General features: G+C 71.1%; 23 protein-coding genes and 1 pseudogene. 8 read left to right on the top strand and 16 right to left on the bottom strand.

Annotated elements, in window-relative coordinates:
* Window positions 1-54 precede the first annotated feature (54 nt).
* The 6 genes from MKK67_RS04700 to MKK67_RS04675 all read right to left on the bottom strand — a co-directional run bounded on the left by MKK67_RS04700 (window position 55) and on the right by MKK67_RS04675 (window position 4414).
* Window positions 55-711: an NrsF family protein gene (locus MKK67_RS04700; RefSeq protein WP_243962502.1), complete on the bottom strand. Its 657-nt coding sequence runs from the start codon at window positions 709-711 to the stop codon at window positions 55-57.
* Complete coding sequence (locus MKK67_RS04695; protein ID WP_243962501.1) at window positions 711-1268, bottom strand: sigma-70 family RNA polymerase sigma factor; 558 nt, start codon at window positions 1266-1268, stop codon at window positions 711-713. Before MKK67_RS04695 ends, MKK67_RS04700 begins: the two co-directional genes overlap by 1 nt.
* Window positions 1269-1378: 110 nt before the next feature.
* On the bottom strand, window positions 1379-2095 hold the full coding sequence (locus MKK67_RS04690; protein WP_243962500.1) for a DUF1223 domain-containing protein: 717 nt from the start codon (window positions 2093-2095) through the stop codon (window positions 1379-1381).
* 70 nt (window positions 2096-2165) lie between these two features.
* A complete protein-coding gene (locus MKK67_RS04685; protein ID WP_243962499.1) occupies window positions 2166-2960 on the bottom strand; it encodes a creatininase family protein in 795 nt (264 codons plus the stop codon).
* Between the two features lie 411 nt (window positions 2961-3371).
* Window positions 3372-3905, bottom strand: a complete 534-nt coding sequence (locus tag MKK67_RS04680; RefSeq protein WP_243962498.1) for a protein phosphatase CheZ — start codon at window positions 3903-3905, stop codon at window positions 3372-3374.
* Between the two features lie 125 nt (window positions 3906-4030).
* Window positions 4031-4414, bottom strand: a complete 384-nt coding sequence (locus tag MKK67_RS04675; protein WP_007560016.1) for a response regulator — start codon at window positions 4412-4414, stop codon at window positions 4031-4033.
* A 292-nt stretch (window positions 4415-4706) separates the two neighbouring features.
* On the opposite strand from MKK67_RS04675, the gene MKK67_RS04670 reads away from it, so the two are divergent.
* Both MKK67_RS04670 and MKK67_RS04665 read left to right on the top strand, forming a co-directional pair.
* Window positions 4707-5693 carry a bifunctional riboflavin kinase/FAD synthetase gene (locus tag MKK67_RS04670; protein ID WP_243962497.1) on the top strand — a complete coding sequence of 329 codons (987 nt, stop codon included), beginning with the start codon at window positions 4707-4709 and terminating at the stop codon, window positions 5691-5693.
* A gap of 52 nt (window positions 5694-5745) precedes the next feature.
* Window positions 5746-5964, top strand: coding sequence for a DUF2093 domain-containing protein (locus tag MKK67_RS04665; protein WP_243962496.1), 219 nt, complete (start codon window positions 5746-5748; stop codon window positions 5962-5964).
* Here MKK67_RS04665 and lpxK read toward each other — a convergent pair.
* Genes lpxK through MKK67_RS04650 form a run of 3 tightly spaced genes read right to left on the bottom strand, consistent with a single transcriptional unit; the run spans window position 5942 to window position 9050 of the window.
* On the bottom strand, window positions 5942-6940 hold the full coding sequence (gene lpxK / locus MKK67_RS04660; protein ID WP_243962495.1) for a tetraacyldisaccharide 4'-kinase: 999 nt from the start codon (window positions 6938-6940) through the stop codon (window positions 5942-5944). The genes MKK67_RS04665 and lpxK overlap by 23 nt on opposite strands.
* Window positions 6940-8271 (bottom strand): 3-deoxy-D-manno-octulosonic acid transferase, encoded by a 1332-nt coding sequence (locus MKK67_RS04655; protein WP_243962494.1) that lies wholly within the window; start codon window positions 8269-8271, stop codon window positions 6940-6942. The genes lpxK and MKK67_RS04655 overlap by 1 nt, the downstream gene beginning before the upstream one ends.
* Window positions 8268-9050 (bottom strand): lysophospholipid acyltransferase family protein, encoded by a 783-nt coding sequence (locus MKK67_RS04650; protein WP_243962493.1) that lies wholly within the window; start codon window positions 9048-9050, stop codon window positions 8268-8270. Before MKK67_RS04650 ends, MKK67_RS04655 begins: the two co-directional genes overlap by 4 nt.
* 288 nt (window positions 9051-9338) lie before the next feature.
* Here MKK67_RS04650 and MKK67_RS04645 point away from each other — a divergent pair.
* Window positions 9339-9833: pseudogene (locus tag MKK67_RS04645) on the top strand (VIT1/CCC1 transporter family protein); the annotation flags it as partial.
* Window positions 9834-9898: 65 nt separating this feature from the next.
* A complete protein-coding gene (locus MKK67_RS04640; protein ID WP_243962492.1) occupies window positions 9899-10807 on the top strand; it encodes a metallophosphoesterase family protein in 909 nt (302 codons plus the stop codon).
* A 73-nt stretch (window positions 10808-10880) separates the two neighbouring features.
* Here MKK67_RS04640 and MKK67_RS04635 read toward each other — a convergent pair whose 3' ends face one another.
* Complete coding sequence (locus MKK67_RS04635; RefSeq protein WP_243962491.1) at window positions 10881-11042, bottom strand: hypothetical protein; 162 nt, start codon at window positions 11040-11042, stop codon at window positions 10881-10883.
* A gap of 317 nt (window positions 11043-11359) precedes the next feature.
* Between MKK67_RS04635 and MKK67_RS04630 the strand changes: the two genes are divergently transcribed.
* Window positions 11360-12757, top strand: a complete 1398-nt coding sequence (locus tag MKK67_RS04630) for an amidase family protein (protein WP_243962525.1) — start codon at window positions 11360-11362, stop codon at window positions 12755-12757.
* Window positions 12758-12832: 75 nt separating this feature from the next.
* Window positions 12833-12997: a hypothetical protein gene (locus MKK67_RS04625; RefSeq protein WP_243962490.1), complete on the top strand. Its 165-nt coding sequence runs from the start codon at window positions 12833-12835 to the stop codon at window positions 12995-12997.
* A gap of 2 nt (window positions 12998-12999) precedes the next feature.
* On the opposite strand, the gene MKK67_RS04620 is transcribed toward MKK67_RS04625, so the two are convergent.
* Genes MKK67_RS04620 through MKK67_RS04600 form a run of 5 tightly spaced genes read right to left on the bottom strand, consistent with a single transcriptional unit; the run spans window position 13000 to window position 20460 of the window.
* Complete coding sequence (locus MKK67_RS04620; RefSeq protein ID WP_243962489.1) at window positions 13000-13896, bottom strand: NmrA family NAD(P)-binding protein; 897 nt, start codon at window positions 13894-13896, stop codon at window positions 13000-13002.
* 11 nt (window positions 13897-13907) lie between these two features.
* Window positions 13908-15050, bottom strand: a complete 1143-nt coding sequence (locus MKK67_RS04615; protein WP_243962488.1) for a M20/M25/M40 family metallo-hydrolase — start codon at window positions 15048-15050, stop codon at window positions 13908-13910.
* Entirely contained in the window at window positions 15047-16528 is a 1482-nt protein-coding gene (locus MKK67_RS04610; RefSeq protein WP_243962487.1) for a M81 family metallopeptidase, read from the bottom strand. Before MKK67_RS04610 ends, MKK67_RS04615 begins: the two co-directional genes overlap by 4 nt.
* Window positions 16529-16561: 33 nt before the next feature.
* Window positions 16562-18919, bottom strand: coding sequence for a penicillin acylase family protein (locus MKK67_RS04605; protein WP_243962486.1), 2358 nt, complete (start codon window positions 18917-18919; stop codon window positions 16562-16564).
* Complete coding sequence (locus MKK67_RS04600) at window positions 18916-20460, bottom strand: acetolactate synthase large subunit (protein ID WP_243962524.1); 1545 nt, start codon at window positions 20458-20460, stop codon at window positions 18916-18918. The genes MKK67_RS04605 and MKK67_RS04600 overlap by 4 nt, the downstream gene beginning before the upstream one ends.
* Before the next feature lie 208 nt (window positions 20461-20668).
* Here MKK67_RS04600 and MKK67_RS04595 point away from each other — a divergent pair, with 208 nt between their 5' ends.
* Together MKK67_RS04595 and MKK67_RS04590 are read left to right on the top strand one after the other, a co-directional pair.
* Window positions 20669-22270, top strand: a complete 1602-nt coding sequence (locus tag MKK67_RS04595; RefSeq protein WP_243962485.1) for an ABC transporter substrate-binding protein — start codon at window positions 20669-20671, stop codon at window positions 22268-22270.
* Between the two features lie 5 nt (window positions 22271-22275).
* Entirely contained in the window at window positions 22276-23667 is a 1392-nt protein-coding gene (locus MKK67_RS04590) for an amidase (protein ID WP_243962484.1), read from the top strand.
* A gap of 122 nt (window positions 23668-23789) precedes the next feature.
* Here MKK67_RS04590 and MKK67_RS04585 read toward each other — a convergent pair whose 3' ends face one another.
* Window positions 23790-24491: a sigma-70 family RNA polymerase sigma factor gene (locus MKK67_RS04585; protein WP_243962483.1), complete on the bottom strand. Its 702-nt coding sequence runs from the start codon at window positions 24489-24491 to the stop codon at window positions 23790-23792.
* Window positions 24492-24558 lie beyond the last annotated feature (67 nt).

Genomic DNA, 24558 nt, shown 5'->3' with positions numbered 1-24558 from the left:
TCCTCTGACGCGCTCGCTCGCGCCGAACCAGCATCCACTTCGGCGGCGCGCGCTCTAATCCACGCGGCTGCCGAGCAGCCGACCGCCCGCGAGGCCGTTGAGTCCGATCACCCCGAGCACCGCGACGGCGTGGATCAGCAGATCCGACGCGGTGGCGTCGTGCGGGTGAAACGGCATCAGCAGCGCGGCGGCCGCGGCGGCGGCGGCCAGCCCGCCCAGGGCGGCCGTCAGGTTCGGCCGCAGCGGGCAAGCCCGGCGGAGCATCACGACGATCAGCGCCGAGAGCGGCACCGAGACGCAGACCAGGAAGCTGAAACAGCCGGCGACCTCTTGCGGGTGCAGCGGTCCGGTGCCGGGGGCGATCCAGTCGCGCAGGCAGCCGAACCCGCTCGCCCCGATCCAGAGGGCCAGGGGCGGCAGCGGCAGCAGCGCCCAGGCCCGGGAGCGGCCCGGCACGCTGGTGGCGAAAGCCGCGAAGGCGGCGCCCATGGCCGTCAGCACCGCGCCGAGCGCCGCCAGGGCGAGATCCGGCACGCGCATGCGCAGCAGGAAGCCGCTGGTGTCGATCCGGCTCGCCAGGACCAGCCCGATGAGCAGAGCTGCACCGAGCCAAAGCGCGGCCCTCAGGACCGGCGCATGCAGCGGCCGGACCGGCTCCAGGCTGCCGGCGAGATCCTCGACGAGCCGCTCGTGGCGGGCGAGATCGGCCATCAGCGCCGCTCCTGCATCAGGTTGGCGCGCAGGGCCTTCAGGGCCCGATGCAGGTTGACCTTGAGCGCGCCCTTGCTGCGCCCGGTGAGGGCCGCGGTCTCGTCCAGCGACAGCTCGCGCAGGCCGAGATGCTCCACCGCCTGCCGCTGCCCGTCCGGCAGGGACGCGACGGCGCGGGCCAGCGCCGCGGCCCGGTCGCGCGCCTCCAGACCCTGGCCGGGCTCGGGACCGGGATCGGTTTCGGCCTCGTAGGCGAGGGGATCGTGGACCTCCCGGGGCCGGCGGCCAGCCCGGCGCAGGCGGTCGATCGCCCGGCGCTGGGTGATGGCCCGCAGCCACGGCAGGAACGGCCGCGCCGGATCGTAGCTGGCGCGCGCCCGATGCACGGTCATCAGCGTGTCCTGCACGACGTCGTCCACCGCCTCGCCGCGCACGCCCTGCGCCCGGGCGATCGCCGAGACGAGGGGCAGGCACGCCTTCAGCAGGGCGCGATACGCGCCAGCGTCACCGCCCTGTGCGGCCGCCATCAGAGCGGCCAGTTCCCCTTCGAGCGCCATCCGGGCTCCGCCGCCGATCCGTTCTCCCGCCTGGGCTGAGTCTAGCGCGGGGTTGGAGTCCGGCGCCAGCACCCATCCGCGCCCCGCGACACAGCCCGGCATGGCCAGCATCATCGCGGGCTCCCCTCGGCCGTGGCGAGGCGGTCGCCCAACCGGGCCGCGCCCAGGATGCGGCCGTCCTCGGCCTGCAGGAGGAGGGCGGCAGTCTCACCCGTCGGCGCGGCGGCCTCGAAGGTCGCCGCAGAGCCGGACCAGGAGCCGAGATCCTGGATCGCGCGGACGACGTTGGCCTGCTCGAGGGTGCGCCCGGCATTCTCGCCGCGCAGGACCCGGCTGGTGTGGCTCGGATCGAACCCGATCAGCAGGACCCGGCCGGTGCCGCTCCCCGCCCCGACCTTGGCGGAGAGGTGGTTGCCGTCACGGGCCAGCGTCACCCGGACGGCCGTCCCGATGCCCCGCGCCTGCGCGATCGCCGCCCGCAACCCGGCCTCGTCGGAGCCGACCAAGCCGGCCTGCCCGTCGATCACCGCCTGCGGCGTGTAGGTCGGGCCGCCGAACCGGGCGGCGTAGTCGTTCTGGCGGGCGGTGGCGGCCGGCAGGGAATAGGGGTCGCGCCAGTCGAGATGGTTCCAGTAGGTGACGTGGAAGGCGAGCGGCAGCACGTCCGCGCCTTCATGGGCGAGCCGGCCGATTAGCGCCTCCGCGGGTGGGCAGGAGGAGCAGCTCTGCGAGGTGAACAGCTCGACGACGACGGGGCGCTCCAGGGCTGCGGCCGGACGCACGGCGGCGAGCATCAGGGCTGCGGAGATCAACGCGACGATTTTCATGGCCGGGCCTCCCGACACCAGCGAGGAATGCCGGCGCGTGACCGACCTTTCGGCTGCAAAGCCGCGCCGGTTACGCCGGATCCGGCCTGTCGAGCTCGAAGCGGTCCACGTCCCGCAACAATGCCACGAAGGCGACGGCACCGTGATCGAGCGCCGCCTGCCCGGCCTCCGCGGAGCCGAGCCGGGCATCGCCCATCGCCCCGGAGGGATGCAGGTCGCCGGCCTTCCAGGCGAAGGCGGCGGGACGGCCGGCGCGCAGATGGGTGAAGTCCCGGACCATCGTGAGGCTGCGCGGCGGGAAATTAGCGATCTGGTCGGCCCGCACCAGATCCGGCCGCAGGGCCAGCATCAGCGCGGTCTCGACGCCGCCGGCATGGATGCCGTGGGCGATTTCTTCCGGGGGGAACAGGCCATCCGGATAGCCGAACCGGGCCCAGGCGGTCGTGACCGCGACCAGGCCGAACCGCGCCCGCAGCTCGCCGGCCACGAGATCGATGAGGGCGCTGTTGCCGCCGTGGCTCGTGACGATCACCAGCTTGCGGCAGCCGGCGCGATGGATCGCGGCCCCGATCCCGGTCCAGGCGGCGAGCGCCGTCCCGGTGTCCAGGGACAGCGTGCCCGGAAACGCGTCGTGCTCATCGGACTTGCCGATGGGTTGCACCGGCAGCAGCAGCACGTCGAGATCGTCCAGCACGCGTGCGCGGACACGGGCGAGGTAGCCCTCGGCGATGATCGCGTCGGTGCCGAGCGGCAGGTGCGGGCCGTGCTGCTCGATGGCGGCCACCGGCAGCACCGCCACGGCCCGCCGCAAGTCGCGCCGCGTGAAGTCGTCCGTGGTCAGATCGGACCAGAGCCGCGCCACCATGATCTGGGCCTCAGCAGGTTTCGCAAAAGTCGCCGGCGGTTTTGCGTCGAAAACCTGCGATCCATCAAGACTCTCAGAGCCTGTTTGACCGCACGCTCGCAGTCGAATGATGGTTCTGCCGATGGAGATCCCAATCTCTCCCCTCATCCTGAGGTGCCCGGCGATCGTAGATCGCTGGGCCTCGAAGGAGCCCTCCAGGGATCGCGCGGCAGGCTGGAGGGCTCCTTCGAGGGCTCCGCTCCGCTACGCCACCTCAGGATGAGGGCGAGAATGGGAAAGACCTGTCAAACAGGCTCTCAGCATCCGCGCGTCGGCCCGCCAACGCGCGGATGCTGAGATTTTCCTGCCACGGCGCCTTCTGGCATCGGGTTACCGAGGGCGCTCTGTTCCCCAGGACCAATTCAGGTCCGGTCAGGCGAACATGGCGTCGATGTCGTTCTGGGACGGGGTTTCCTCGACGGCCTGGGGGCCGTTGAGGAGCAGGTCCTCGGCGCGGGCGCGGCGGGCCATCTCGACCGGATCGGTGGAGGTGGCATCCCGGGCCTTCACGGCGCCGACGAAGCGGGCGAGCCGCTGCTCGAACAGCCGCAGGGCCTCGACCACCTTGGCGATGCGCTGGCCGGTGATGTCCTGAAAGGCGCAGGCCTCGAAGATCGTGTTGATCCGCTCCTCAACCGCGTCCCGGTAGCCCGGGCCGTCCGGGAGGCTGAGCATCGCCTCCGCGGCCTCCATGATCGTGTTGGTCGCCCCGGCCGTGGCCGCGACCACGCTCCCGAGCTCCTCATGGGCCATGGGAATCCGGTCGCGACTCATCTCGTTCGCCCGGAGCGCGCCGATCTCCTCGCGCAGATGGGCGATGTAATCCGCGATCTCGATCAACTCGGAGATCACGGCGTGCGGTTCGCGGAACCGCATATCGGGCTGTCGCGCGGCGAGTGACGCCATGCTCTCCTCCTGGGATCGGTGACCAGCGATGCCGGCGGCATCGCTCTTGGCGGCATCGCTCTTGGGCGCCTTCCGGCGTGCCGGGGGCTTCACTGGAGTGCGCGTGGGATGGGCCACGGGACTCATCAATTCCCGCAGACAGCCTCGATCTTGGACTTGAGCGTCGCCGCGTTGAACGGCTTGACGATATAATTGTTCACGCCGGCCTTCTTGGCGGCGATGACGTTCTCGGTCTTCGACTCGGCGGTCACCATGATGAACGGCGTCGTCCGAAGATTCTCATCGGCGCGCACGTGCCGCAGCAGCTCGTAGCCGGTCATCGGCTCCATGTTCCAGTCCGAGATGACCAGGCCGTACTTGCGGTCCTTGAGGCGCGCCAGTGCTGCCGTACCATCCGAAGCGTCATCGACCTCTTCAAAGCCGAGCTGCTTCAGTAGATTCCGAATGATTCGGACCATCGTCTGGTAATCGTCGACAACGAGGATCGGCATGCTCAGATCGAGAGCCATAGACCAACTGCTCCGTATTGCCCGGCGGGAGGCCAAGGCGGCTCCCGAAAAGATGAACGTTTCACTAGCGCCGCAAAATAGCCGCGCTGCACAGCATTTAAAATAGGGCACGCGCATTGCGAAGGCGTTAATCTGCAGGTGTGGCATTCGCCGCCGACCCCTGCGATGTCGCAGGAGGGCCGGTTCCCTTGACCCTCCGGGCGCGTTTCGGCAGGGTCCGGCTCCGTCGGGCCTAGCGCGGACCGCGCAGGCGCTTCCATCCGACCCTTTTCGAGTCTCCGATCCCGAATCGATGGCCTCAGGCGACGAACCGGCCATGCGGCCCTTTACGATTTGCGGCGCGGACGCGCCGGTGCCGCCGGCCCTGGCCGGAGCGGTCGCGGCGATCGGCAATTTCGACGGCGTCCATCGCGGGCATCGGGTGCTGGTGGAGAACGTGCGCGCGGCGGCGCGCGAAGCCGGTTGGCCGGCCGCGGTGCTGACCTTCGAGCCGCATCCGCGCGCCTATTTCGCGCCCGACGCACCGATGTTCCGGCTCACGTCGTTGGCCGCGAAGGAGATCGTGTTCGCCCATCTCGGCCTCGACGGGCTGATCGTGCGCCGCTTCGACGGAGCGCTCGCTGCCACCGGCGCCCGCGCCTTCGTGCTCGACTTCCTGAAAGGGTCGCTCGGCCTGTCCGGCGTCGTGGTCGGCCACGATTTCCATTTCGGCCGTGGCCGCGAGGGCACGCCGGCGATCCTGGCCGACCTCTGCCGCGAGGCCGGGCTGGGCTGCCGGATCGTGGAGCCGGTCGCCCTGGCGGGCGAGACCGAGCCGGTCTCGTCGAGCGCGATCCGGGCGGCCCTGGCGTCGGGCGACATCGCCCGGGCCAACGCGCTCCTCGGCTATCGCTGGTTCGTGCTCGGCCAGGTCCGCCACGGGGACAAGCGCGGCCGCCAGCTCGGCTTCCCGACCGCCAACGTGATGCTGCCCGATTGCGGGCTGGCGCATGGCATCTACGCGGTGCGGGTGCGCCTCGGGCCCGGCGAGATCCGCGACGGCGTCGCGAGCTACGGCCGCCGCCCGACCTTCGACGACGGCGCGCCGCTCCTGGAGGTCTACCTGTTCGATTTTTCTGGGGACCTCTACGGGCGGGAGATCGCCGTGGAATGCGTCGGCTACATTCGCGGCGAAGAGCGGTTCGCCAGCGCCGACGCGCTGATCGCGCGCATGCATGTCGATGCCGAGACGGCGCGGGCTCTGCTGGCCGCCGAGGCGACGCCGTCGATGCTCGCTTGATTCTGCGAACGCTTCGGATTGTGTAGAAGGCGGTATCGATCAGGAGGCGGACGTGCTGGGTCGCTACGAGCGTGGACAGAATGGCGAGGCGGTCGTCCAGTATGGGGACGGCACCATGCGGGTGGTCAAACCGGGCGGCTTCGTGCGCTGTGCGGTGACCGGCGAGTCGATCCCGCTGGACGAGCTGCGCTACTGGAGCGCCACCCGGCAGGAGGCGTACGTGTCGCCGGAGGCGATCCTGAAGCGGCTCAAGGAAACCGGTCGGCCGTAGAACTCTCGAGCGCCTGCCGGATCTGCCGCCGCAGAGCCTCCGGATCGTCCGGCACGAGGCGCACGCGCAGCACGCGAACCCGGGCCGCGAAGGCGGCGGGAAGCCGCACGGCGTCCTTCTCGGTCGTCACAAGCTCCGCGCCGAGCCTGTCCGCCTCCGCGGCCAGGGCCGTGAGATCGGCGGCACCGTAGGGGTGGTGATCCGGGAACGGGCGGGCAGCCACGATGGCGGCTCCGGTCCCGCGCAGGGTCGCGAAGAATTTTTCAGGACGGCCGATCCCCGCGAAGGCGAGGCAGCGCCCCCCGGCCAGATCGAATCCATCCGGGACCAGCCGCGCCCGGTGGACCGGCAATCCGCGCCGCTCCGCGCTCTCCGCCACCGATGCGCCCGGCGGGCCGTCGCCGACCAGGATCAGGCCGGAGACGTGGGGCCATTGCCGATCGAGCAGCGCCCGCAGGGGACCCGCCGGAAACGGCCGGCCGTTGCCGATGCCGGCGCCGCCATCGACCACCGCCCAGGCGAGATCCTTGGCGAGCGTCGGGTTCTGCAACCCGTCATCCATCACGATGACGTCGGCGCCGAGCGCCCGGCACAGGGCCGCCCCGGCCGGACGGTCCCGGGATACGATCGTCGGCGCGTGACGGGCGAGGAGCAGCGGCTCGTCGCCGACATCCGCGGCCGCGTGGCTGTCCGGATCGACCCGGACCGGTCCAGCCAGGCGCCCTCCATAGCCGCGGGACAGGAAGGCCGGCCTCCGGCCCAGCTCGACCAGGAGTTCGGCGACCGCCATCGCGGCCGGCGTCTTGCCGGCCCCGCCGAGGGTGAAGTTGCCCAGGCACAGGACCGGGCAGCCCGCCCGGGCGCCGGGACGATCCATGCGCCGGGCGGTGAGTGCGCCGTAGGCCGCGCCGACCGGCGCGAGGGCGCGCGCGACCGGGTGGTCGGCGCCCGCAGCCCAGAAGCGCGGTGGCCGCATCAGGCCCGCGCGAGCGGACGGGCGATGTCGCCCCGGTCGAGGCGCTGGAGCTTCATCTGCGCGACGAAGGGTTCGAGCACCGCGAGCGTGCGCCCGACCGCGCCCTCGAAAGGCTGCAGCGCCTGCGGCCCGGCCTGGACCATGCCTGTGAGACGCGCGGGATCCCCCAGGAGTTCGCCGACCATGGCGGCCAGGTCGACGCCGTCCCGGACCAGCAGGGCCGCGCCGGCTCGGTCGAGAGCGCGATAGACCACGTCGAAATTCGTGGTGTGCGGCCCATGCAGGATCGCCGTATCGAGGCGCACCGGCTCGATCGGGTTCTGGCCGCCATGCGGGACCAGGGAGCCGCCGAGGAACGCCAGCGGAGCGAGCCGGTAGAACAGGCCCAACTCGCCGATCGTGTCCGCGACGTACACCTCGACGGATGGGTGGGGCCGCCCGCCGCTGGAGCGCCGCGCGCTGCGCAGGCCGTAGGAGGCCGCGCTTTCGGCCGCCTCACCGCCGCGGCTCGGATGCCGGGGCGCGAGGATCGTCAGGAGCCTCGGGAACTGCGCCTTCAGGACCGCATGGGCGTAGGCGACGATGCTGTCCTCGCCCTCATGGGTGCTCGCGGCAACCCAGACCGGCCGGTCGGCGATCATGCCGCCGAGATAGTCCAGCTGCTGCAGGTCGACCGGCGGCACCTGGGCGTCGAATTTCAGGTTGCCGGTGACGCTCACGCGGGGGGCCCCGAGCTTGGCGTAGCGCGCGCCGTCCTCCTGGGTCTGCGTCAGGCAGACCGCGATCCGCGACAGCAGCGCCTTGGCGGTGCGCGGGCAGCGCTCCCAGCCCTTGAACGACCGCTCCGACATCCGGCCGTTGACCAGGATCAGCGGGATCTCGCGGGCGTCCAGCTCCAGGATGGTGCTCGGCCAGATCTCCGACTCCGCCACGATGGCGAGGTTCGGCTGCCAGTGCCGGAGGAACCGCGCCACCCAGCGCGGCGCGTCGAGCGGCACGTACTGGTGCACGGCGCCGGGCGGCAGGCGGGAGCCGATCAGCTCCGCGGCCGAGCGCGTCCCCGTCGTCACCAGCACCGAGAAGCCGCGGGCGATCATGCCCTCCACGAGCCCGATCAGCGACAGGACCTCGCCGACGCTCGCGCCGTGCATCCAGGCGAGCGGACCGACCGGGCGCGCCCGGCCGGGCAGGCCGCGCCGCTCGGGCAGCCGCAGCGGGTCCTCCTTGCCGTGATGGGCGCGCCAGGCGAGGAGCCCGGCCAGAGCGGGCTCGCCGACGCGCAGGCCGGTCCGGTAGGCCAGCAGCGGCAGGGTCACGGGCGGAAGCTTCACGCGGGGTCTCCCACCGGGGCGGCCGCCGCCACGGGCGCACTGCGATAGAGCGCTGCGCGGTCGGCCCGCCCGACCAGCGCGTAGGCGCGGGCATGAACCCGGTTCATCTCGGCTTCGAGGTGGCGCCGGAGCGCCTCGAACTCCTCGCCCGCGCAGTCGCGGGCGACGTAGATCGGGTCGCCCAGCACCACCGCGCCCCGGCCGAAGGGCAGGCCGAGACAGGCCCGGTCCCAGGACTTGAAGCGCAGGTGCCGGCTGGTCACCACGGCGGCCGGGACGATCGGGCGGCCCGAGAAACGCGCCAGCGTCAGGATCCCGGCATCGCAGCGGCGCGAGACCTTCGGCACATCCGCGCTGAAGGCCACCGACTCGCCGGCCTTCAGCGCCCGCAGCATCGCCCGCAAGCCCTCGGCGCCGCCCTTGGCGCGGGCATCGGTCGCCCGGTCCCGGCCGCGGGCGCCGGAGGCCCGGATCACGCGCACGCCGAGATGCTCCAACGCGATGGTGTTGATGTTGCCGTCCGGGTTCTTCGAGATGATCGTCGCGACCCGGTCCCGCGGCCGGCGCATGAACGGCATCATGATGTGCTGGCCGTGCCACATGCCGGCGATGAGCGGCACCTGCGCACCGATCCACCCGTCGGCGTCGCCGGTGCCGGCCGTGCCGGCCTGGACCTCGAACCGGTTGGTCGCCCGCACCAGGCGCAGATACCCGGCCGCCGCGCGCCCGAGGATGCGCTGAACGACGGGATGGCGAAGGATACGCTTGCCGAGATTCATGAGACGCTTGTGGCAATCGGAACGGCGCAGCCCGAATCGACCGGGCGCGGTTTCGTCCGCCCATGGTCTAGTCCCCCCGCCCGAACCGACGCAACTCGGTCGCCGGTCGGTCAGCCGGGACCGCCTACCCGCGACGCCCCAGCCCGGGCGAAGGCTCACCAAACGCAGAGAAAATACCGGCTGCGGCCTTGTTTAGATCTGTTCTAAATTATAGATTGGAATTCATCTAAACAGGAGCGCAAACCCATGGCAGCCGTCCTCGAGGATCTGGCCGACGCCGCCGCGGAGGCCCGGAAGGCCTTCGCCTTGCGCTACGTGCAGCCGGGCCTGGCCGGTCTGATCGACGGATCGGTCTCGACCCTGGCGCCGATCTTCGCGGCAGCCTTCGCCACCGGCCATAACGGCGCGACCTTCCTGGTCGGTCTCGCGGCCTCCGTGGGGGCCGGCATCAGCATGGGCTTCACGGAGGCGCTGTCCGACGATGGCAGCATCACCGGGCGCGGCGATCCGTGGCTGCGCGGCCTGGTCTGCGGGGTGATGACGACGCTGGGCGGCCTCGGGCACACGCTGCCCTACGCGATTCCCGATCGGCTCCCGCCCGGCTGGCCGAACCCGTTCCTCCTCGCCACCAGCCTCGCCGTCTTGGTGGTGATCGTCGAGCTGGTCGCGATCGCGGCGATCCGCACCCGCTTCATGGCGACGCCGTTCTGGCGCGCGGCGATCCAGGTGATGCTCGGCGGCGCGCTGGTGCTCGCGACGGGCATGCTGATCGGCAGCGCTTGACGCGCGGGCTCGTGACCGCGATGCGGGGCGCGTCCCGTGCCCCTCGCGAGCGTTGATCCTCGGCCTTGACCTTCCGCCTCGCCCATCTGAGCGACCCGCATGTCGGCCCGCTGGGCCGCGTGCGCCTGCACCAGCTTATCGGCAAGCGCGCCACCGGCTACGCCAACTGGCGGCGCGGCCGCTCGCGCAGCCACGACATGACGGTGCTCGAAACCCTGGTGGCGGACCTGAAGGAGCAGGGGGCTTCGCACGTCGCCTGCACGGGCGACCTGTGCAACATCGGCCTGCCGAGCGAGTGGGAGACCGCGCGCACCTTCCTGGAGGCTCTGGGCTCGCCCGAGACGGTAAGCTTCGTGCCGGGCAATCACGACGCCTATGTCCGCGGCTCGCTGGAGGGCCTGCTGGCGACCTGCCGGGGCTATACGAGCGACGATTCCGGCTCGTCCGGCCGGTTTCCCTATCTGCGCCGGCGCGGCCCCGTGGCGCTGATCGGCCTTTCGAGCGCGATCCCGACCAAGCCGTTCGTGGCGACCGGGCGCCTCGGACCGCCGCAGCTCGCCGCCGCCGAGGCCCTGTTGCGGGCGCTGGCCACCGAGCCGGGCAGGCCGTTCCGGGTGGTGATGATCCACCATCCGCCGCAGCCGGGGGGTGCCTCGGCGGGGCGGGAACTCAAAGATGCTGCCGCCTTCACGGCGATGATCGCCCGGGCCGGTGCGGACCTGATCCTGCACGGCCACAACCACACCACCACCAGCGCCCTGGTGCCGGGACCGGACGGTCGCTCCGTGCCGGTGATCGGCGCGCCCTCGGCCTCGGCGCGGCCGGACGGGCATGGCGGGATGGCGGCGCGCCGGGCCTCCTACCTGCTGTACGAGATCGCCCGGTCGGGAGACGGCTACGCTGTCAGCGCGCGGCGGCGCGGTCTCGACACGGCCGGAATCGTCTTCGACCTCGGACCAATCGCCCTCGATTGAAGGGAGCGGCGCGCGGTTTCGTCTGTTCCGAGGCCGACCGCGCCCATCCGGGGGCCGGCCTCGGAGCCGACCTTCAATGGCCCGCGGAGGCGAGTTCGGTCCGTTGCTGCTGGCTGATGCTGGCTTCGTAGCGCTCGGCCTGCAGGCGGGTCAGGCCGCTGATCAACGCGAGAGTCCCGCGATAGACTGTATAGGTGCCGTCGTGAGTCGGCTTGACGCGAATCATCTCTGCCATGGAAGCCTGCCTTGTTCTGGAGGTTGCCTGTCTTCGTCGGAGGAGAGCGATCCTTTTTGTTGATCTGGCCGGTCGAACGCCCGAACGGTGAAGAGGTTATCAATCACTCTGTGTCTGGCAAGGGCCGACTACGGCGAAATGCTTAGTTCTCTCTGCTGCAGCGCGGCAAGCCGTTGCCGCCGTTCGCAATCGTCTTGTGCTCAAAAAAGCGGCCGGGCACTTGCATAAAGAATAAGGCCATGACGGACCGTGGCGGGCTGCCGCGCGGCACGGATCCGGAGCGAATCTCGGCCCCGCGGGGCTCGGCGAAGGGACCTATGATGCAGCTTTGGCGTCTGACCGCGACCGATCTCGCGAATTTGATCCGCACCGGTCAGGTGTCGGCCCGGGAGGTGGCTCAGGCGGCCCTCGGACGGCTCGATGCGGTCAACGGCCGGATCAACGCCGTGGTCGCGCATCGCCCGGAGGAGGTGCTGGCGCAGGCCGACGCGGTCGACGCCGCCCGCGCCCGGGGCGATGCCCTCGGGCCGCTGGCGGGCGTGCCGGTGACGATCAAGGTGAATGTCGACCAGCGCGGCTTCGTGACCACGAACGGGCTGCGCTTCCAGCGCGACCTCGTGGCGTCCGACGACAATCCCGTGGTGGCCAATTTCCGGCGGGCCGGGGCGGTGCTGCTCGGCCGGACCAACACCCCCGCCTTCTCGCTGCGCTGGTTCACCACCAACCAGCTGCATGGGGAGACCAAGAACCCGCGCGATCCGGCGCTGACCCCCGGGGGCTCGTCCGGCGGGGCCGGCGCCGCAGTGGCGGCCGGGATCGGGGCGATCGCCCATGGGACCGACATCGCCGGCTCGGTGCGCTACCCGGCCTATGCCTGCGGCGTGCATGGCTTGCGCCCGAGCCTCGGCCGGATCCCGGCCTGGAACGCGTCGTCGCCCGAACGCGGGATCGGGCCGCAGCTCATGGCGGTGTCGGGGCCGCTGGCGCGCAGCATCGCGGATCTGCGTCTCGGCCTCCACGCGATGGCGGCCGCCGACCCGCGCGACCCGTGGTGGGTTCCGGCCCCGCTGGAAGGCCCGGCGGTGCCGCGCCGGGCGGCTCTGTGCGTGCGGCCCGGGGGCCTGGCGGTGGTGCCGGAGGTCGAGGCCGCGTTGCGCGAGGCGGCGCGGCGGCTGACCAAGGCGGGCTGGGTGGTCGAGGAGATCGCCGACACCCCGCCGATCCGAGAGGCGAGCGCGTTGCAGCTGCAGCTCTGGCTCGGCGACGGCTACGAAGCGACCCGGGCCGCGGCCGAGCGCGAGGGCGACCCAGCGGCCATCGACCTGCTGGAGTATTTCCGCGAGCCGGCGGAAGCGATGCCGCCCGACGCCATCGCCAAGGCGCTGATCCGGCGCGCGACTTTGGCTCGAGAATGGTCGCTGTTCCTGACCGAGCATCCGGTGCTGCTGGTGCCTGTCTCGGCCGAGCTGCCGTTCCCGGACGGGCTCGACCGGACCGGCGAGGCCGGAATCGAGCGGGCCTTCGAGGCGAATCTGCTGCAGGTCGGCCTGGCGCCGCTCGGCGTCCCGGCGCTCACCGTCACCACCGGCCTCGTCGGACGCACCCCTGTCGGTGTGCAGCTCGTCGCCGCCCGATACCGGGAGGACCTGTGCCTCGCGGCGGGCGCGGCGATCGAGGCGTCCGGCGTGCCGGAGATGCCGATCGATCCAGTCTGACCCAATCCCACCCGCAGCCCGGGAACCGGATTGCAACGGCCTCGCTTATACAACCGACAGTTGTGTGAGGCACCAATGTCCGTGATCGCCACCGCAGGCTGCGTCGGAAGCGCCCTGGTCTGTACCCTGGCTGCATCCTCGGGCCCGATGCTGGCCATGGCCGGGTTCTTCGGCGGCGGCACGATCGGGGGGATGATCGGCGCCTTGGCGGTGGCAGCCCTCGGCTGGGGCCGCGCCTGATCTCATTGTCGGCCTTTGGTCTCCGCCAAGAAGGTCTGGACCCGGGTCCAGGGCAGATCCGGGTAGCGGTCATTGTCGAGGGGCGTGAGCCGGGCACGACCCTCGAACATGTCGCCCAGGTACTGCATGCCCTGCCAGGGTGGAAACACCGCCCCGCGCCCCGGCGCGAGGGTGCGGGCGACGCGGATCATCAAACCCAGAGAGCCGAGGCTGCCGGCGCGCAGCACCCGATAGCGTGTGCCTCGGGCCGCACTCGTTGCCTCGGCCAAGTCGCGGGCGCTCAGGCTGTCGCCGGCGATGCGGAGCCACCGCGGCGTCCCGGGATCCAGGGCGGCCCGGGCCGTGAAGGCGGCGGTGTCGTCCTTGGTGGTGAAGTCGAGGATCTGGTCGGCGCTGCCCCAATGGAGCACAAGGCGCGGGCGGTTGAGGATCAGCGGCGCCTGCCCGTCGAGCAGTTCCATGAAGGCGCCGTTGAGCACCGAGGTGGCCTGGATCGAGGCGGCGTCGAGACGGTCGCGGAAGGCGCGGCGCAGGTCGAGGTTGCGGTTCCCGCCGGGCACGGTCTTGGCATAGTCGATCGAGTAGTCCGACGGGATGAAGCGCGGCACGCCGGCCCGGACGGCGCCCTCCAGCAGGGCGGTCTGCGCGTCGATCACCGTCCCGCTCAGGCCATTGAAGGCCGAGACCACGCAGGCTGCGCCCGCGCAGGCCAATTGCCAGCTTCCGGGACGGCCCGGGCCGGCCTCGACCACGCGCGCGCCCAAAGCCGCCAGCGGAGCGAGCCGGTCTCGATCCGTCCCGGGCCGGACGAGGGCGGTGACCGCCGCGCCCTCGCGCTGGAGTGCCCGCACGATCCGCAGGCCGAGATCGCCGGTGGCGCCGGCGACTGCGACCGTCACGGGGTCCGGGCTCACGATCGGCCCGCGGTGCCGAGATTGGCGAGCAGAGCCGCGAACAGCCGCGCCCGCTGGGGCAGCGTCTCGATCAGCACGTGCTCGTCGAGGGTGTGGAAGCCCTGGCCCAGCGGCCCGAGGCCGTCGAGGGTCGGGATGCCGTTGGCGCCGGTGAAGTTGCCGTCCGAACCGCCGCCGGCGCTGCGATGGGGCAGGGGCTGGCCGAGCGCCTCGCTCACGGTCCGTGCTTGGTCGTAGAGGGCCATGCAGCCGGCATCGGGCTCCCAGACCGGCCGGGTGACGCCCCGGGTGACCGAGAAGCGGACGCCGTCCTGCACGCCTGACAGGGCCAGCATCCTGTCGACGCCGCGGTCGAGATCGGCCTGGCGCTTGGCCATGCTGAGGGCCTGGCCGCGGCACAGGGTCGGGACGCAATTGACCCATTGCCCGCCCGAGACGATCCCGGTGGAGAAGGTGCAATCCGCATCCGACATGCCGTCGATCGCCAGGATCATGCGCGCCATGGCGCGGATCGCCGAGCGGCCTTCATGGGGCGAGGCGCCGGCATGGCTCGGGCGGCCCACGGCCTCCAGGTCGAAGCGCGCGATGGCGTAGCGGCCGGTGACGACGCCGTTGTCGGCCTGGCCCGGCTCGGGCACCAGCACGAAGGCGTGGCGGGCGGCCTCGGCCTCGATCAGGTCCCGGGTCGAGGGGCTTCCGACCTCCTCGTCGCCGGTGAACAGGAAGGTCACCGGCAGCGGCGTCTCGATCCCGGAGGCCACCAGGGCACGGATCGCCGCGAGCGCGATGACGTTGCCGCCCTTCATGTCGAGGATGCCCGGCCCGTAGGCGCGGTCGCCCGCGATCCGCCAGGGCAGGCTCGCCAGGGTGCCGACCGGATGCACGGTGTCGAGATGCCCGAGCACGAGGATGCCGGGCCGATCGCGGTGCCGGTGCGGAAAGCGCGCACGCACGCAATCGCTCAGGCTCATCCGCCCGGGAATGGTCTCGACCGCGGCCCCCGCGACGGCGAGGTCGCGGGCGGCCAAGCCCATCATCCGGTTGACCGCCGCCGCGTCGTGAGTCGGGCTCTCGCACTCCACCCAGGGACGGAGCGTCGCCAGGATGGAATCGGCGTCGACATGCAGGTCCGGGATCATCGGGCGCTCTCGGCGAAAGGATCGGCGAAGGGATCGGCGACCTTGGGCCAGTACCGGCCCGAGCGCTTGGTGTAGGGGATCGCGCCGTAATCCGGCGGGACCGCGCCCGGCGCCGCGACGTAGCGGACCTCGCTCGCGATCGGCGCGAAGGCGGCGTAGAAATGCTGCATCGACTTCACCACCACGATCCGCTTGTCGTCGAGGGTCAGCCCGAGCCCCGTAAAGGCGTCGGGCGCGAAGGCCTGCTGGCGGATATGCGTCAGGACCACGTGGATCCCCTCGGCCTCGACCCAGGCGGCGGGGCCGAGACGAGCCCGGCCGCCGCTGAGGCCGCCCTGGCTATGATCCTCGGAGAGGCCCCGCACGGTGATGCGCAGGTCCACGGGATCGCCCGAGGTGACGCCGCACTTGCCGCCGATGCGCAGCACGAACGAGGCGCCCAGCCCGGCCTCGTGGCAGATCCCGACCGCGCCGGGATCCCAGATCAGACCGAGCGCCACATCCGTGAAGCCGCGCTCGGCGAGGCGCGCCAGGATCGCGGTGTTGTCGGAGGGGGCACCCGCCCCGGCATTGTCGGCGAAATCGGCCAGCACCATCGGGCGCGGGTCGTCCGAGGCCAAAGCCGCGTCGAGGGCGGCATCGATGCTCTCGCAGCGGCTCGCGGCCTCCTCGCGCATCGCCCAGACCTCCCGGGCGAGTTCGTCCGCGAGCGCCTGCGCCTTGGCGGCATCGCCGTCGGCGACCACCAGCATCTTGGCGCCGACATCCGGCACGTCGCCCCAGGGGAACCCGTGCCCAAAGGAAACCGACAGGATGCCGTCCCGGCCCTCCAGCGCCTCCATCCGGCGCACGAAGCTTGAGACCGGCTCGCGGGTGGTGCGCCACATATTGATCATCCGGCAATCGGCATAGGCCATCACCGGCCGGATCTCCTTCGAGACTGTCCGCACCACGAGGGGATAAAGGTCGCGGGCGCGGTCGACGATGTCGGTGTGGGGGTATTCCTTGTAGATCACGATCACGTCGGCGCTCTGCCGCATCGTCTCGGTGAGGTGGCAATGCAGGTCGAGCTCGACGCCGATCGTGGCGTCCGGCCCGACGATGGCGCGGACCCGCTCCAGGGTGTCGCCCTCGCAATCGTCATAGCCCTCGGCGACCATGGCGCCGTGCATGAACAGCAGCACCGCGTCGAAAGGCATGGCCGCCCGGAGATCGTCGAGCAGCGCATCGCGCAGCTCCTCGTAGACCGCCCGCAGGGTGATGCCGCCCGGCTGCGCGAAGGTCGAGAGGCTCTCGACCACGTTGTGCCCCTCCGCCTCGGCCTGCTCGCGCCAGGCCTTGAGGGCGATGTTGCTGAGGCGGGGTGGATTTTGGCTGCCGTCCCGGCGGGCATAGTCGGCCAGAAAGGCCGCGCGGCCGGTGGGCAGGGGCGCGAAGGTGTTGGTCTCGGTGGCCAATCCGGCGATGAAGATCTTCAAGGTCTCAAGTCCCCGTCTTCGGTCGGCCGCCGGTCAGTCGGAGGCCGGGCTCAGCGTGATGATCGTCTCGGTGGCCGCTTCCACGGCGGCGCGGCCGTAGAGCATCGGCACATGGTCCCGGCGGCCCCAGATCGGGGCCAGGTCGGCGTAATGCGGGCTGCCCGGCTCACCCGACTGGCCGGGCACGTTGATGAACACCGACCGGTCCCAGTCGCCCACATCCACGACCATGCGGAACGAGGCGCCGTGGGTCAGCTGGAACGTGTCGGTCCGGTACTCCGCGTGCATGACCGATGCCGCGGCGCCCCCGACGGCCAACGGGCCGACATCCCAGCCCGAATCCAGCCGCAGGCTTGAGAGCGGATGGGCGAACAGGGCGTGGTGCAGCCGGCCCCAAGACCAGGTTTCGGGATCCGGACCCATCCGCGCGCAGCACGCCCGGAACGCGGCACCCAAGGTCTCGGTCAGAAGGGTTGTTCGCACGGCCGGATCGAGGCCGCTTTCCAGCCGCTCGATCAGGCTCTGGGTATCACCGGGCGGCAGCAGGCGACGGGTCCGGGCATCCGCCACCAGCGCCTCGAGCAAAGCCGGGCGCAGGTGGCGGACCCATAACAGCTCGATCAGGGCGGCGCCGGCGGAGGCCTCGTGCAGCGACCCGTCGAAGGGCGCCAGCAGGGCGTGGGCCGCCGCAACATCGGGATCCGCCACCGCCGGCAGCGCTCGAACGAGTTCCGCGAGACGCCGGGCCGGCTCGGAAACGTCGTCGCCCTGGAGCGCCCGGGAGTCCGCCAGGCTGTGCCGGCTCTGGCCATCGAGCACCGCGCGGATGCGCCGGGCGCGCCAGGGCTCGGCCCATTCGAAACCGACCTTGCGGGTCTCGGCGGGAAAATCCGGCGGCAGGTTCATCTCGTTGGCGGTGGCGAGGTAGCCCTCCGGCGGGTCGATGCGGCGGGGCAGGGCGTCGGGATCGTGGAACCCAGCCCAGTCGTAGCGGCCGTCGCCCGGCACCGGCAGCAGCCCGTCATGGGCCGGGCGCACCGGCGCCTTGCCGGCCATGAACCACGCGATCCGCCCGGTCACGTCGGCATAGAGCTGGTTGACCGAAGGCGCCGACCAGTGGCGCAGGGCCTGTCCGAACGCCTCCGGGCTCGTGGCGCCGAGATAAGCGAGGCTGCCGAGATAGGCGGCAGCGCCCGGCTCGGACCAGACCGTGCGCAGCGCGAAGGCACGGCCAGCCGTCTCGCGGATCACCGGACCGTGCCGGGTGAAGGCCAGCACCACGGTCTCGTCCGGCCCGCCGCGCACCGGGATTTTTTCCACGATGCGCTCGATCGGCTGCCAGCCGTCGCCGTAGCGGTAGCGATCCGGATCGGCCGGGTCGGTCTCACAGACGAAAAGATCCTCCTGGTCCATCGGCGCGATGGTCAGGCTGAAGGCGGCCTGCCCGTTATGGCCGATGGAGATGCCGGGGAGCGCCGGTTCGCCCGCGCCAATCACGTCGAGGCCCGGGGCGGTGAGGTGGACCGCGTAGCGCAGCGACGGCTGCAGGTAGATCCGGTGCGGGTCACTCGCCAGGATCGGGCGGCCGGTCTCGGTGCGGGCGGGTCCCACAACCCAGTTGTTCGAGCCCTCGACCGGCTCCTTCGAGGCGGCGCGCGTCTCCCGCGTGACCGCGCCGTGGGCGTCGACCTTGGTCCAATCCCAGGCCTCGTCGCGCCGTACGGCCATCCGCTCGGGGGTGAACCCGACCGGCGCGGTGGCGAGGCGAAAATCGTCCAGGAGATCGTCCGGCCAGTCGGCGGCGTCGAGCCCGTTCGGCACCACCGGTTCGTGCGGCGGGCTGATGCGCTTGCGCAGGTCGTCGGCGGTAAGGCCGGCCTCGCGGGTCTCGGCCCGGGCCAGCACCCGGGCGCGGGCGACCTCGGACAGGACGTTGCGCACGAGCCCGTGGCTGCGGATCCGGACGACATCCTCCGGCAACCACCGGGCCGGGCGCGTCTCCGTCAGGGCGAATTCGGGCGGCCGCAAGTCCGGCCGCGTCTCGGTCAATTCGACGAAAGCGTTGATCCCGTTCACGAAAGCCGTGACGATGGCCTTCGTATCCTGCGGCCCGTAGGCGGCCCACTCGGCCGCTATATCCCCGCGATACAGGAACAGCCGGGCGGCCCGGTCCTGGGCGAGATAGCCCGGCCCGAAATCCGCCGCCAGCAGGCCGAGGCCGCGCTTGCGCCAGAGGTCGAGCTGCCACAGCCGGTCCCGGGCGGCGTTGAAGCCCTGGACCCGGAAGGCGTCGAGCGCGGTGGCGGCGCGGATATGGGCCAAGCCCCAGCGGTCGATCCGGATCTCGGCCGGGCCTTCGAGCCCAGGAAGCGCGTAGGCAGCTCCGCTCACAGGGCGACTTCGATGAGATACGGGCCGGGATTATCCAACCCGTGCCGGAACGCCGCGATGAAATCCTCCAGCGTCTCGACCCGCCGGCCCTCGACCCCGAAGCCGCGGGCGAGGCTGACCCAATCGATCGCCGGATCGTCGAGGCTCAACATGCCCAGCGCCTTCGGGCCGGGATTGTGCGCGCCGACATTGGCGAGTTCCGCCCGGAGGATCGCGTAGGAGCGGTTCGACCAGATCAGCGTCACCACGTCGAGGCGCTCGCGGGCCTGGGTCCAGAGCGCCTGGGCGGTGTAGAGCCCGCTGCCATCGGCCTGGAGGTTGATGACCTTGCGGCCGGGGCAGGCGATGGCCGCGCCGGTGGCCATCGGGATGCCGAGGCCGATCGAGCCGCCGCTGAGCTGCAGCCAGGAATGCGGCGCCGCATCCCGGGTCAGGGCGAAAAAGTTGCGGCCGGTGGTGATCGACTCGTCGCAGATCACCGCGCCCTCCGGGATCAGCGCGCCGAGGACCCGGCCGATATTGTCCTGGTCCAGGGCGCCCGAACCGGGCAGGCTCGGCCGCGGCTCCACCGCGAGGGGTTCGGCCGGCGGCGCGGCGACGGCCTCGGCGAGCCGCTCCAACGCGTCGATCTGGTCCTCCTCGGGGGTGGCGAGGGTGATGGTCGAAGAATCCTCGGGGGCGAGCAGGCTCGGTTTGCCCGGATAGGCGAAGAACCCCACCGGCTGGGTCGCGCCGATCAGGATGATATGGCGAAAACCTTTCAGGGCCTCGATCGCTTGGTCGATCGGGTAGGGCAAGCGCTCGATCGGCACCGTGCCGGCGCCCCGGTCGATCCGGGCGTTGGAGGTCATGGCCATCAGCATCGCGCCGGTCTTGCGCGCGATCCGGTCGGCGATCACCCGGCCCTCGCCCTGCACCGCCCGGTCGCCGAGATGCAGCAGCACCGGCTCGCCGCTGGAGAGCGCCGCCACGGCTGCCGAGATGGCCGAATCTCCCGCCTTGGTCCGCTCGGGGATCGGCGGCACCGGCGCGATGCCGTTGCCCGGGTCCCAGGCGGTGTTGGCCGGCAGGATCAGGGTCGCGACCTGGCCCGGCGCGGTGCGGGCGGCCGCGATGGCGGCGGCGCCGTCGGAGCCGATCTCGGCGGCGCTCAGGCCGGTGTGCACCCACGACGACATCGGGCGGGCCAGCCCCTCGATATCCGAGGTCAGCGGCGCGTTGTACTCCCGGTGATAGGTGGCGTGCTCGCCGACGATGTTGACGACGGGGGTGCGCGCCTTCTTGGCGTTGTGCAGGTTGGCGAGCCCGTTGGCGAGGCCCGGCCCGAGATGCAGCAGGGTCGAGGCCGGCTTGTCGGCCATGCGGGCATAGCCGTCCGCGGCGCCGGTGGCCCCGCCCTCGAACAGGAACAGGACGCAGCGCATCCCCTCGACCCGGTCGAGGGCGGCGACGAAGTGCATCTCGGAGGTGCCGGGATTGGTGAAGCAGACCTCGACCCCGCCGGCGACGAGGGTCCGGACGAGGCTCTCGGCCCCGTTCATCGTGGTTGGCGTCCCATCAGTCACGGGCGGCTCCCTCTCGGTCCGGCTCAGGCGGCCGGCAACGCGCATTCTTTATTATCGTGGCGCAGCCCGCGCCGAGCGCAAGGGCCGAAACGCGCCATCACCCGGTCATCGGACGCCCGGACTATCGCATGATCTGGCGCGGGATTTGCCGGTGGCGGCCCGCAACCTCGACGAACGGGATCCGATGAAACTTCGCCGCCTGCTTGCCGCTGCCGTCGCCGGTTCCCTTGGCCTCGCCCCCGCGGCCCACGCCGAGAGCGTGCTGCGCATCGCCATGACCGCCTCCGACATCCCCACCGCCACGGGGATGCCCAATAACGGCTTCGAGGGCATGCGCTTCCTCGGCTACCCGATCTTCGAGGGTCTGGTGCAGTGGGACCTGAAGCACAACGACAAGCTCGCCGGCATCGTCCCGGCCCTGGCCGAGCGCTGGGAGCAGGACCCGAACGACAAGAAACTTTGGACCTTCCACCTGCGCCAGGGCGTCAGCTTCCATGACGGCAGCCCGTTCAACGCCGACGCGGTGATCTGGAACCTCGACCGCTACTTCAAGAACGACAGTCCCCAATTCGAGCCGCAGGGGGCCGGCATCTCCCGCGCCCGAGCGCCGCTGGTCGGGGGCTACAAGAAGATCGACGATGCCACCGTTCAGATTACGACCACGCAGGTCGCGTCGTATTTCCCCGACATGGTGGTCTACCTGCTGTTCACCTCGCCGAAATCCTTCGAGACGGCGGGGCGCGACTGGGCCAAGGTCGCAGCACTACCGGCGGCCGGCACCGGCCCGTTCAAGATCACCCGGGTCGCCCCGCGGGAATCGGTCGATCTCGCCAAGTTCGACGGCTACTGGGATCCGGGCCGGATGGCCAAGGTCGACAGGGTCCGGCTGATGCCGATCCCGGAGGCGAATGCCCGGGTCGCGGCCCTGCGGTCGGGGCAGGTCGACTGGATCGAGGTGCCGGCGCCCGACGCGATCCCGTCCCTGAAGCAGGCGGGCTTCGCCATCACCATGGGCTCCTACCCGCATGTCTGGCCGTACATCTTCAACATCGGCGCCAAGGACAGCCCGCTGAAGGACGTGCGCGTCCGCCAGGCGCTGAACTATTGCGTCGACCGGGCCGGTATCGTCGAGCTGCTTAACGGCACGGCCGAGCCGGCCTCGGGCTGGCTCAACGACAAGGACCCGAATTTCGGTTCGCCGAAGAACCGCTATGGGTTCGACGCCGCCAAGGGCAAGGCGCTGCTCGCCGAGGCGGGTTATTCCGAAAAAAAACCGCTCAGCCTCAAGGTGATGATCTCGTCCTCGGGCTCGGGGCAGATGCTGCCGATGCCGATGAACGAGTACCTGCAGGAGAACCTGAAGCAGGCCTGCAACGTCGAGCTGAGCTTCAACGTGGTCGAATGGCAGGTGCTGCTGAATTCCAGCCGGGCGCTGCCGGACGCGCAGAGCCTCCAGGGCTCGATGGCGCTCAACGTCTCCTCGCCCTCGTCCGATCCCAGCGTGATGGCGCGCTACTTCGCGGGGGACCGGTTCCCACCCGGCGGCTTCAACTTCCCGAACTGGAAGGACGATCAATTCGACGCCGCCCTCAAGGCGCTCGCCGAGACCAGCGACACGAAGGTCATCGACGCACAGACGGCGCTCGCCCACGAGCGGCTGGTGGACAACCCGCCGTGGCTGTTCATCGTGCACGACCTCAACCCGCGCGGGATGTCGAAGAAGATCCACGGCTTCGTCTCCCCGCAATCCTGGTTCGTCGACCTCACCCTCGTCAGCGTGCAGTGATCCCGATGGCTGATTTTGATCTCGTCGACGCGTCCGCGGCCGAACTCGCACGGGCGATCGGATCGAAGACACTCTCGCCGGTGGACGCGGTCGACGCGCTGCTCGGCCGGGTCGAGCAGCTGGAGCCGAAGCTCCAGGCCTTCACGGAGGTGTTCGCCGCCGATGCGCGCCTGGCCGCCGAGGGCGCCGACCGGGCGATCCGCTCCGGCCACGCGGTCGGGCCGCTGCACGGCGTGCCGGTGGTGCTGAAAGACCTGATCGACCTGGAGGGCCGGATCACCATGGGCGGCTCGGCCGCCCACCGGGCGCGCCGGGCCGAGCGCACCGCGACCATCGCCCGGCGGCTGATCGCCCAGGGCATGATCGTGCTCGGCAAGACCCATACGGTGGAGTTCGCCTATGGCGGCTGGGGTACCAACCAGCATCTCGGCACGCCCTGGAACCCCTGGGATCCCGAGACGCCGCGCACGCCGGGCGGATCGAGCAGCGGCACCGGGGTCGCGGTGGCGGCCCGGATGGCGCCCTGGGGCATCGGCACCGATACCGGCGGCTCCGTGCGCCTGCCCGCCTCCTTCTGCGGGCTGACCGGGCTGAAGGTCACGGTCGGGCGCGTCTCGACCTGGGGGATCGTGCCGCTCTCGACGACGCTGGACACGCCCGGCCCGCTGGCGCGCACGGTCGAGGATACAGCGCTCCTCTACGAGGCGATCTCCGGCCCCGACCCGCTCGATCCCACCACCCGGGGGATCGCCCCGGACGCGCCCTGGTCGACCCTGAACCGCGGCGTGCGCGGCCTGCGGCTCGGGCGGATGCCGGAAGCCGAGCGCGAGGGCGTCGCCGCTGACATGCTGGCGGCCTACGACGCGGCCCTCGACCTCCTGGCCCAGCAGGGGGCCGAGATCGTCGACGTCGCCCTGCCGTTCCGGTTCAGCGACTGCGTCGCGATGAGCGGGATCACCAACGCCGAGGCCTATTTCGTCAACGGCGCCCTTGCCGAGGACCCGGCCTCGCAGCTCGGCGACGCCGTGCGGGCCCGGATCCTGGCCGGCGCGAAGGTCTCGGCCCAGGAGTATCTCGGCACGCTCCAGCGCCGCGCTGCCATGAAGGTCGCCTATGCCGCCGCCCTGGAGGGGATCGACGCCCTGCTGACGCCGACGACCGAATGCGCCGCCGTGGCGCTCGCCGAAGTCGACGAGGCGCATCTGCCGTCGCGGTTCACCCGCTTCGGCAACCTGTTGGACCTCTGCGCCCTGGCGCTGCCCGACGGGTTCACAGCCGCCGGGCTGCCGCTCTCGCTGCAAATCACCTGCCGGGGCTACGACGAGGCGATGGCCCTGCGGATCGGCCAGGCCTACCAGCGGGCGACCGACTGGCACCGGCGGCGGGCTCCGGTCTGAGCAGGCTCGGTCTTCCCGTCATCTCAGCATCCGGGGCATCCGGAGCGCGTGTCCACGCCCCGCCGTTGAAACGGGCAGGGTTTGAGACGGGCGCGTTCCGAAAACGGCGTGGTGCGGCCCCCTCACACCGCAGGGGCCTGTCCCGCGACCACCACGCCCAGGGTATCGAGCAGCGAGGAGCGCGCCCGGCTGACCCGGCTCTTCACAGTGCCGACCTGGCAGCCGAGCTTGCTCGCCGCCTCCTCGTAGGTGTGCCCCTCCGCGCCAACCAGCAGCAGCGCCTGCCGCTGGGCGGCCGGGAGGGTCCCGAGCTGCTTCCACACGACCTTGAGGGTGCTGGCATCCTCCTGGTCGGACAGGCTGGTCATCTGGCTGGCATGCGTGCCATCCACGTCCTCGACCTCGCGCCGGTTCTTGCGCAGCTCCGAGTAGAACTGGTTGCGCAGGATCGTGAACAGCCAGGCGGTGAAGTTCGTCCCGGGCCGGAACCGCGTCTGGTTGGCCCAAGCCTTCACGAAGGTCTCCTGGACGAGGTCGTCGGCCCGGCTCACGTCGCCGGCGAGGGACAGCGCGAAGGTGCGCAGGGCCGGGAGCGCCTTGATGATGTCGCTGCGGAAATCGAACGCCACGACTTGGCCGCGCGCCGCCACAGCGGCCTCGAAGCGCGCTAGGAGGCCAGCGAGCTGCGCCGGCAGCGGCTCCTGCTCGACGATCTGGAAATAATCCCGGATCGGTAGGGCGAGATGCTGGCCGATGATCGCGGCGTAGCCGGTCGCGCCGCCGCGCTCTGTCCCGTCCGACTGGGTCGCGATGTCATCGGTCATACGCGTATCCTGGTCCCGATCGTCTTGTATACTGGAACTGCTCTAACGTCGGTAGCGTCCCAAATCT

Origin of the sequence: Methylobacterium sp. J-072 (genome assembly GCF_022829425.1) — a bacterium.
In the GTDB taxonomy this organism is placed as follows: domain Bacteria; phylum Pseudomonadota; class Alphaproteobacteria; order Rhizobiales; family Beijerinckiaceae; genus Methylobacterium.
Note: the sequence above shows the minus strand (reverse complement) of the source record. Positions and strands in the feature narration are given on the sequence as shown.

What these genes read in the sequence shown, in the direction of transcription:
- MKK67_RS04700 (WP_243962502.1), bottom strand. Translation starts at nt 711, where the DNA reads ATGGCCGATCTCGCCCGCCACGAGCGGCTCGTCGAGGATCTCGCCGGC.
- MKK67_RS04695 (WP_243962501.1), bottom strand. Translation starts at nt 1,268, where the DNA reads ATGGCGCTCGAAGGGGAACTGGCCGCTCTGATGGCGGCCGCACAGGGC.
- MKK67_RS04690 (WP_243962500.1), bottom strand. Translation starts at nt 2,095, where the DNA reads ATGAAAATCGTCGCGTTGATCTCCGCAGCCCTGATGCTCGCCGCCGTG.
- MKK67_RS04685 (WP_243962499.1), bottom strand. Translation starts at nt 2,960, where the DNA reads ATGGTGGCGCGGCTCTGGTCCGATCTGACCACGGACGACTTCACGCGG.
- MKK67_RS04680 (WP_243962498.1), bottom strand. Translation starts at nt 3,905, where the DNA reads ATGGCGTCACTCGCCGCGCGACAGCCCGATATGCGGTTCCGCGAACCG.
- MKK67_RS04675 (WP_007560016.1), bottom strand. Translation starts at nt 4,414, where the DNA reads ATGGCTCTCGATCTGAGCATGCCGATCCTCGTTGTCGACGATTACCAG.
- MKK67_RS04670 (WP_243962497.1), top strand. Translation starts at nt 4,707, where the DNA reads ATGGCCTCAGGCGACGAACCGGCCATGCGGCCCTTTACGATTTGCGGC.
- lpxK (WP_243962495.1), bottom strand. Translation starts at nt 6,940, where the DNA reads ATGCGGCCACCGCGCTTCTGGGCTGCGGGCGCCGACCACCCGGTCGCG.
- MKK67_RS04650 (WP_243962493.1), bottom strand. Translation starts at nt 9,050, where the DNA reads ATGAATCTCGGCAAGCGTATCCTTCGCCATCCCGTCGTTCAGCGCATC.
- MKK67_RS04635 (WP_243962491.1), bottom strand. Translation starts at nt 11,042, where the DNA reads ATGGCAGAGATGATTCGCGTCAAGCCGACTCACGACGGCACCTATACA.
- MKK67_RS04630 (WP_243962525.1), top strand. Translation starts at nt 11,360, where the DNA reads ATGATGCAGCTTTGGCGTCTGACCGCGACCGATCTCGCGAATTTGATC.
- MKK67_RS04625 (WP_243962490.1), top strand. Translation starts at nt 12,833, where the DNA reads ATGTCCGTGATCGCCACCGCAGGCTGCGTCGGAAGCGCCCTGGTCTGT.
- MKK67_RS04615 (WP_243962488.1), bottom strand. Translation starts at nt 15,050, where the DNA reads ATGATCCCGGACCTGCATGTCGACGCCGATTCCATCCTGGCGACGCTC.
- MKK67_RS04600 (WP_243962524.1), bottom strand. Translation starts at nt 20,460, where the DNA reads ATGAACGGGGCCGAGAGCCTCGTCCGGACCCTCGTCGCCGGCGGGGTC.
- MKK67_RS04595 (WP_243962485.1), top strand. Translation starts at nt 20,669, where the DNA reads ATGAAACTTCGCCGCCTGCTTGCCGCTGCCGTCGCCGGTTCCCTTGGC.
- MKK67_RS04590 (WP_243962484.1), top strand. Translation starts at nt 22,276, where the DNA reads ATGGCTGATTTTGATCTCGTCGACGCGTCCGCGGCCGAACTCGCACGG.
- MKK67_RS04585 (WP_243962483.1), bottom strand. Translation starts at nt 24,491, where the DNA reads ATGACCGATGACATCGCGACCCAGTCGGACGGGACAGAGCGCGGCGGC.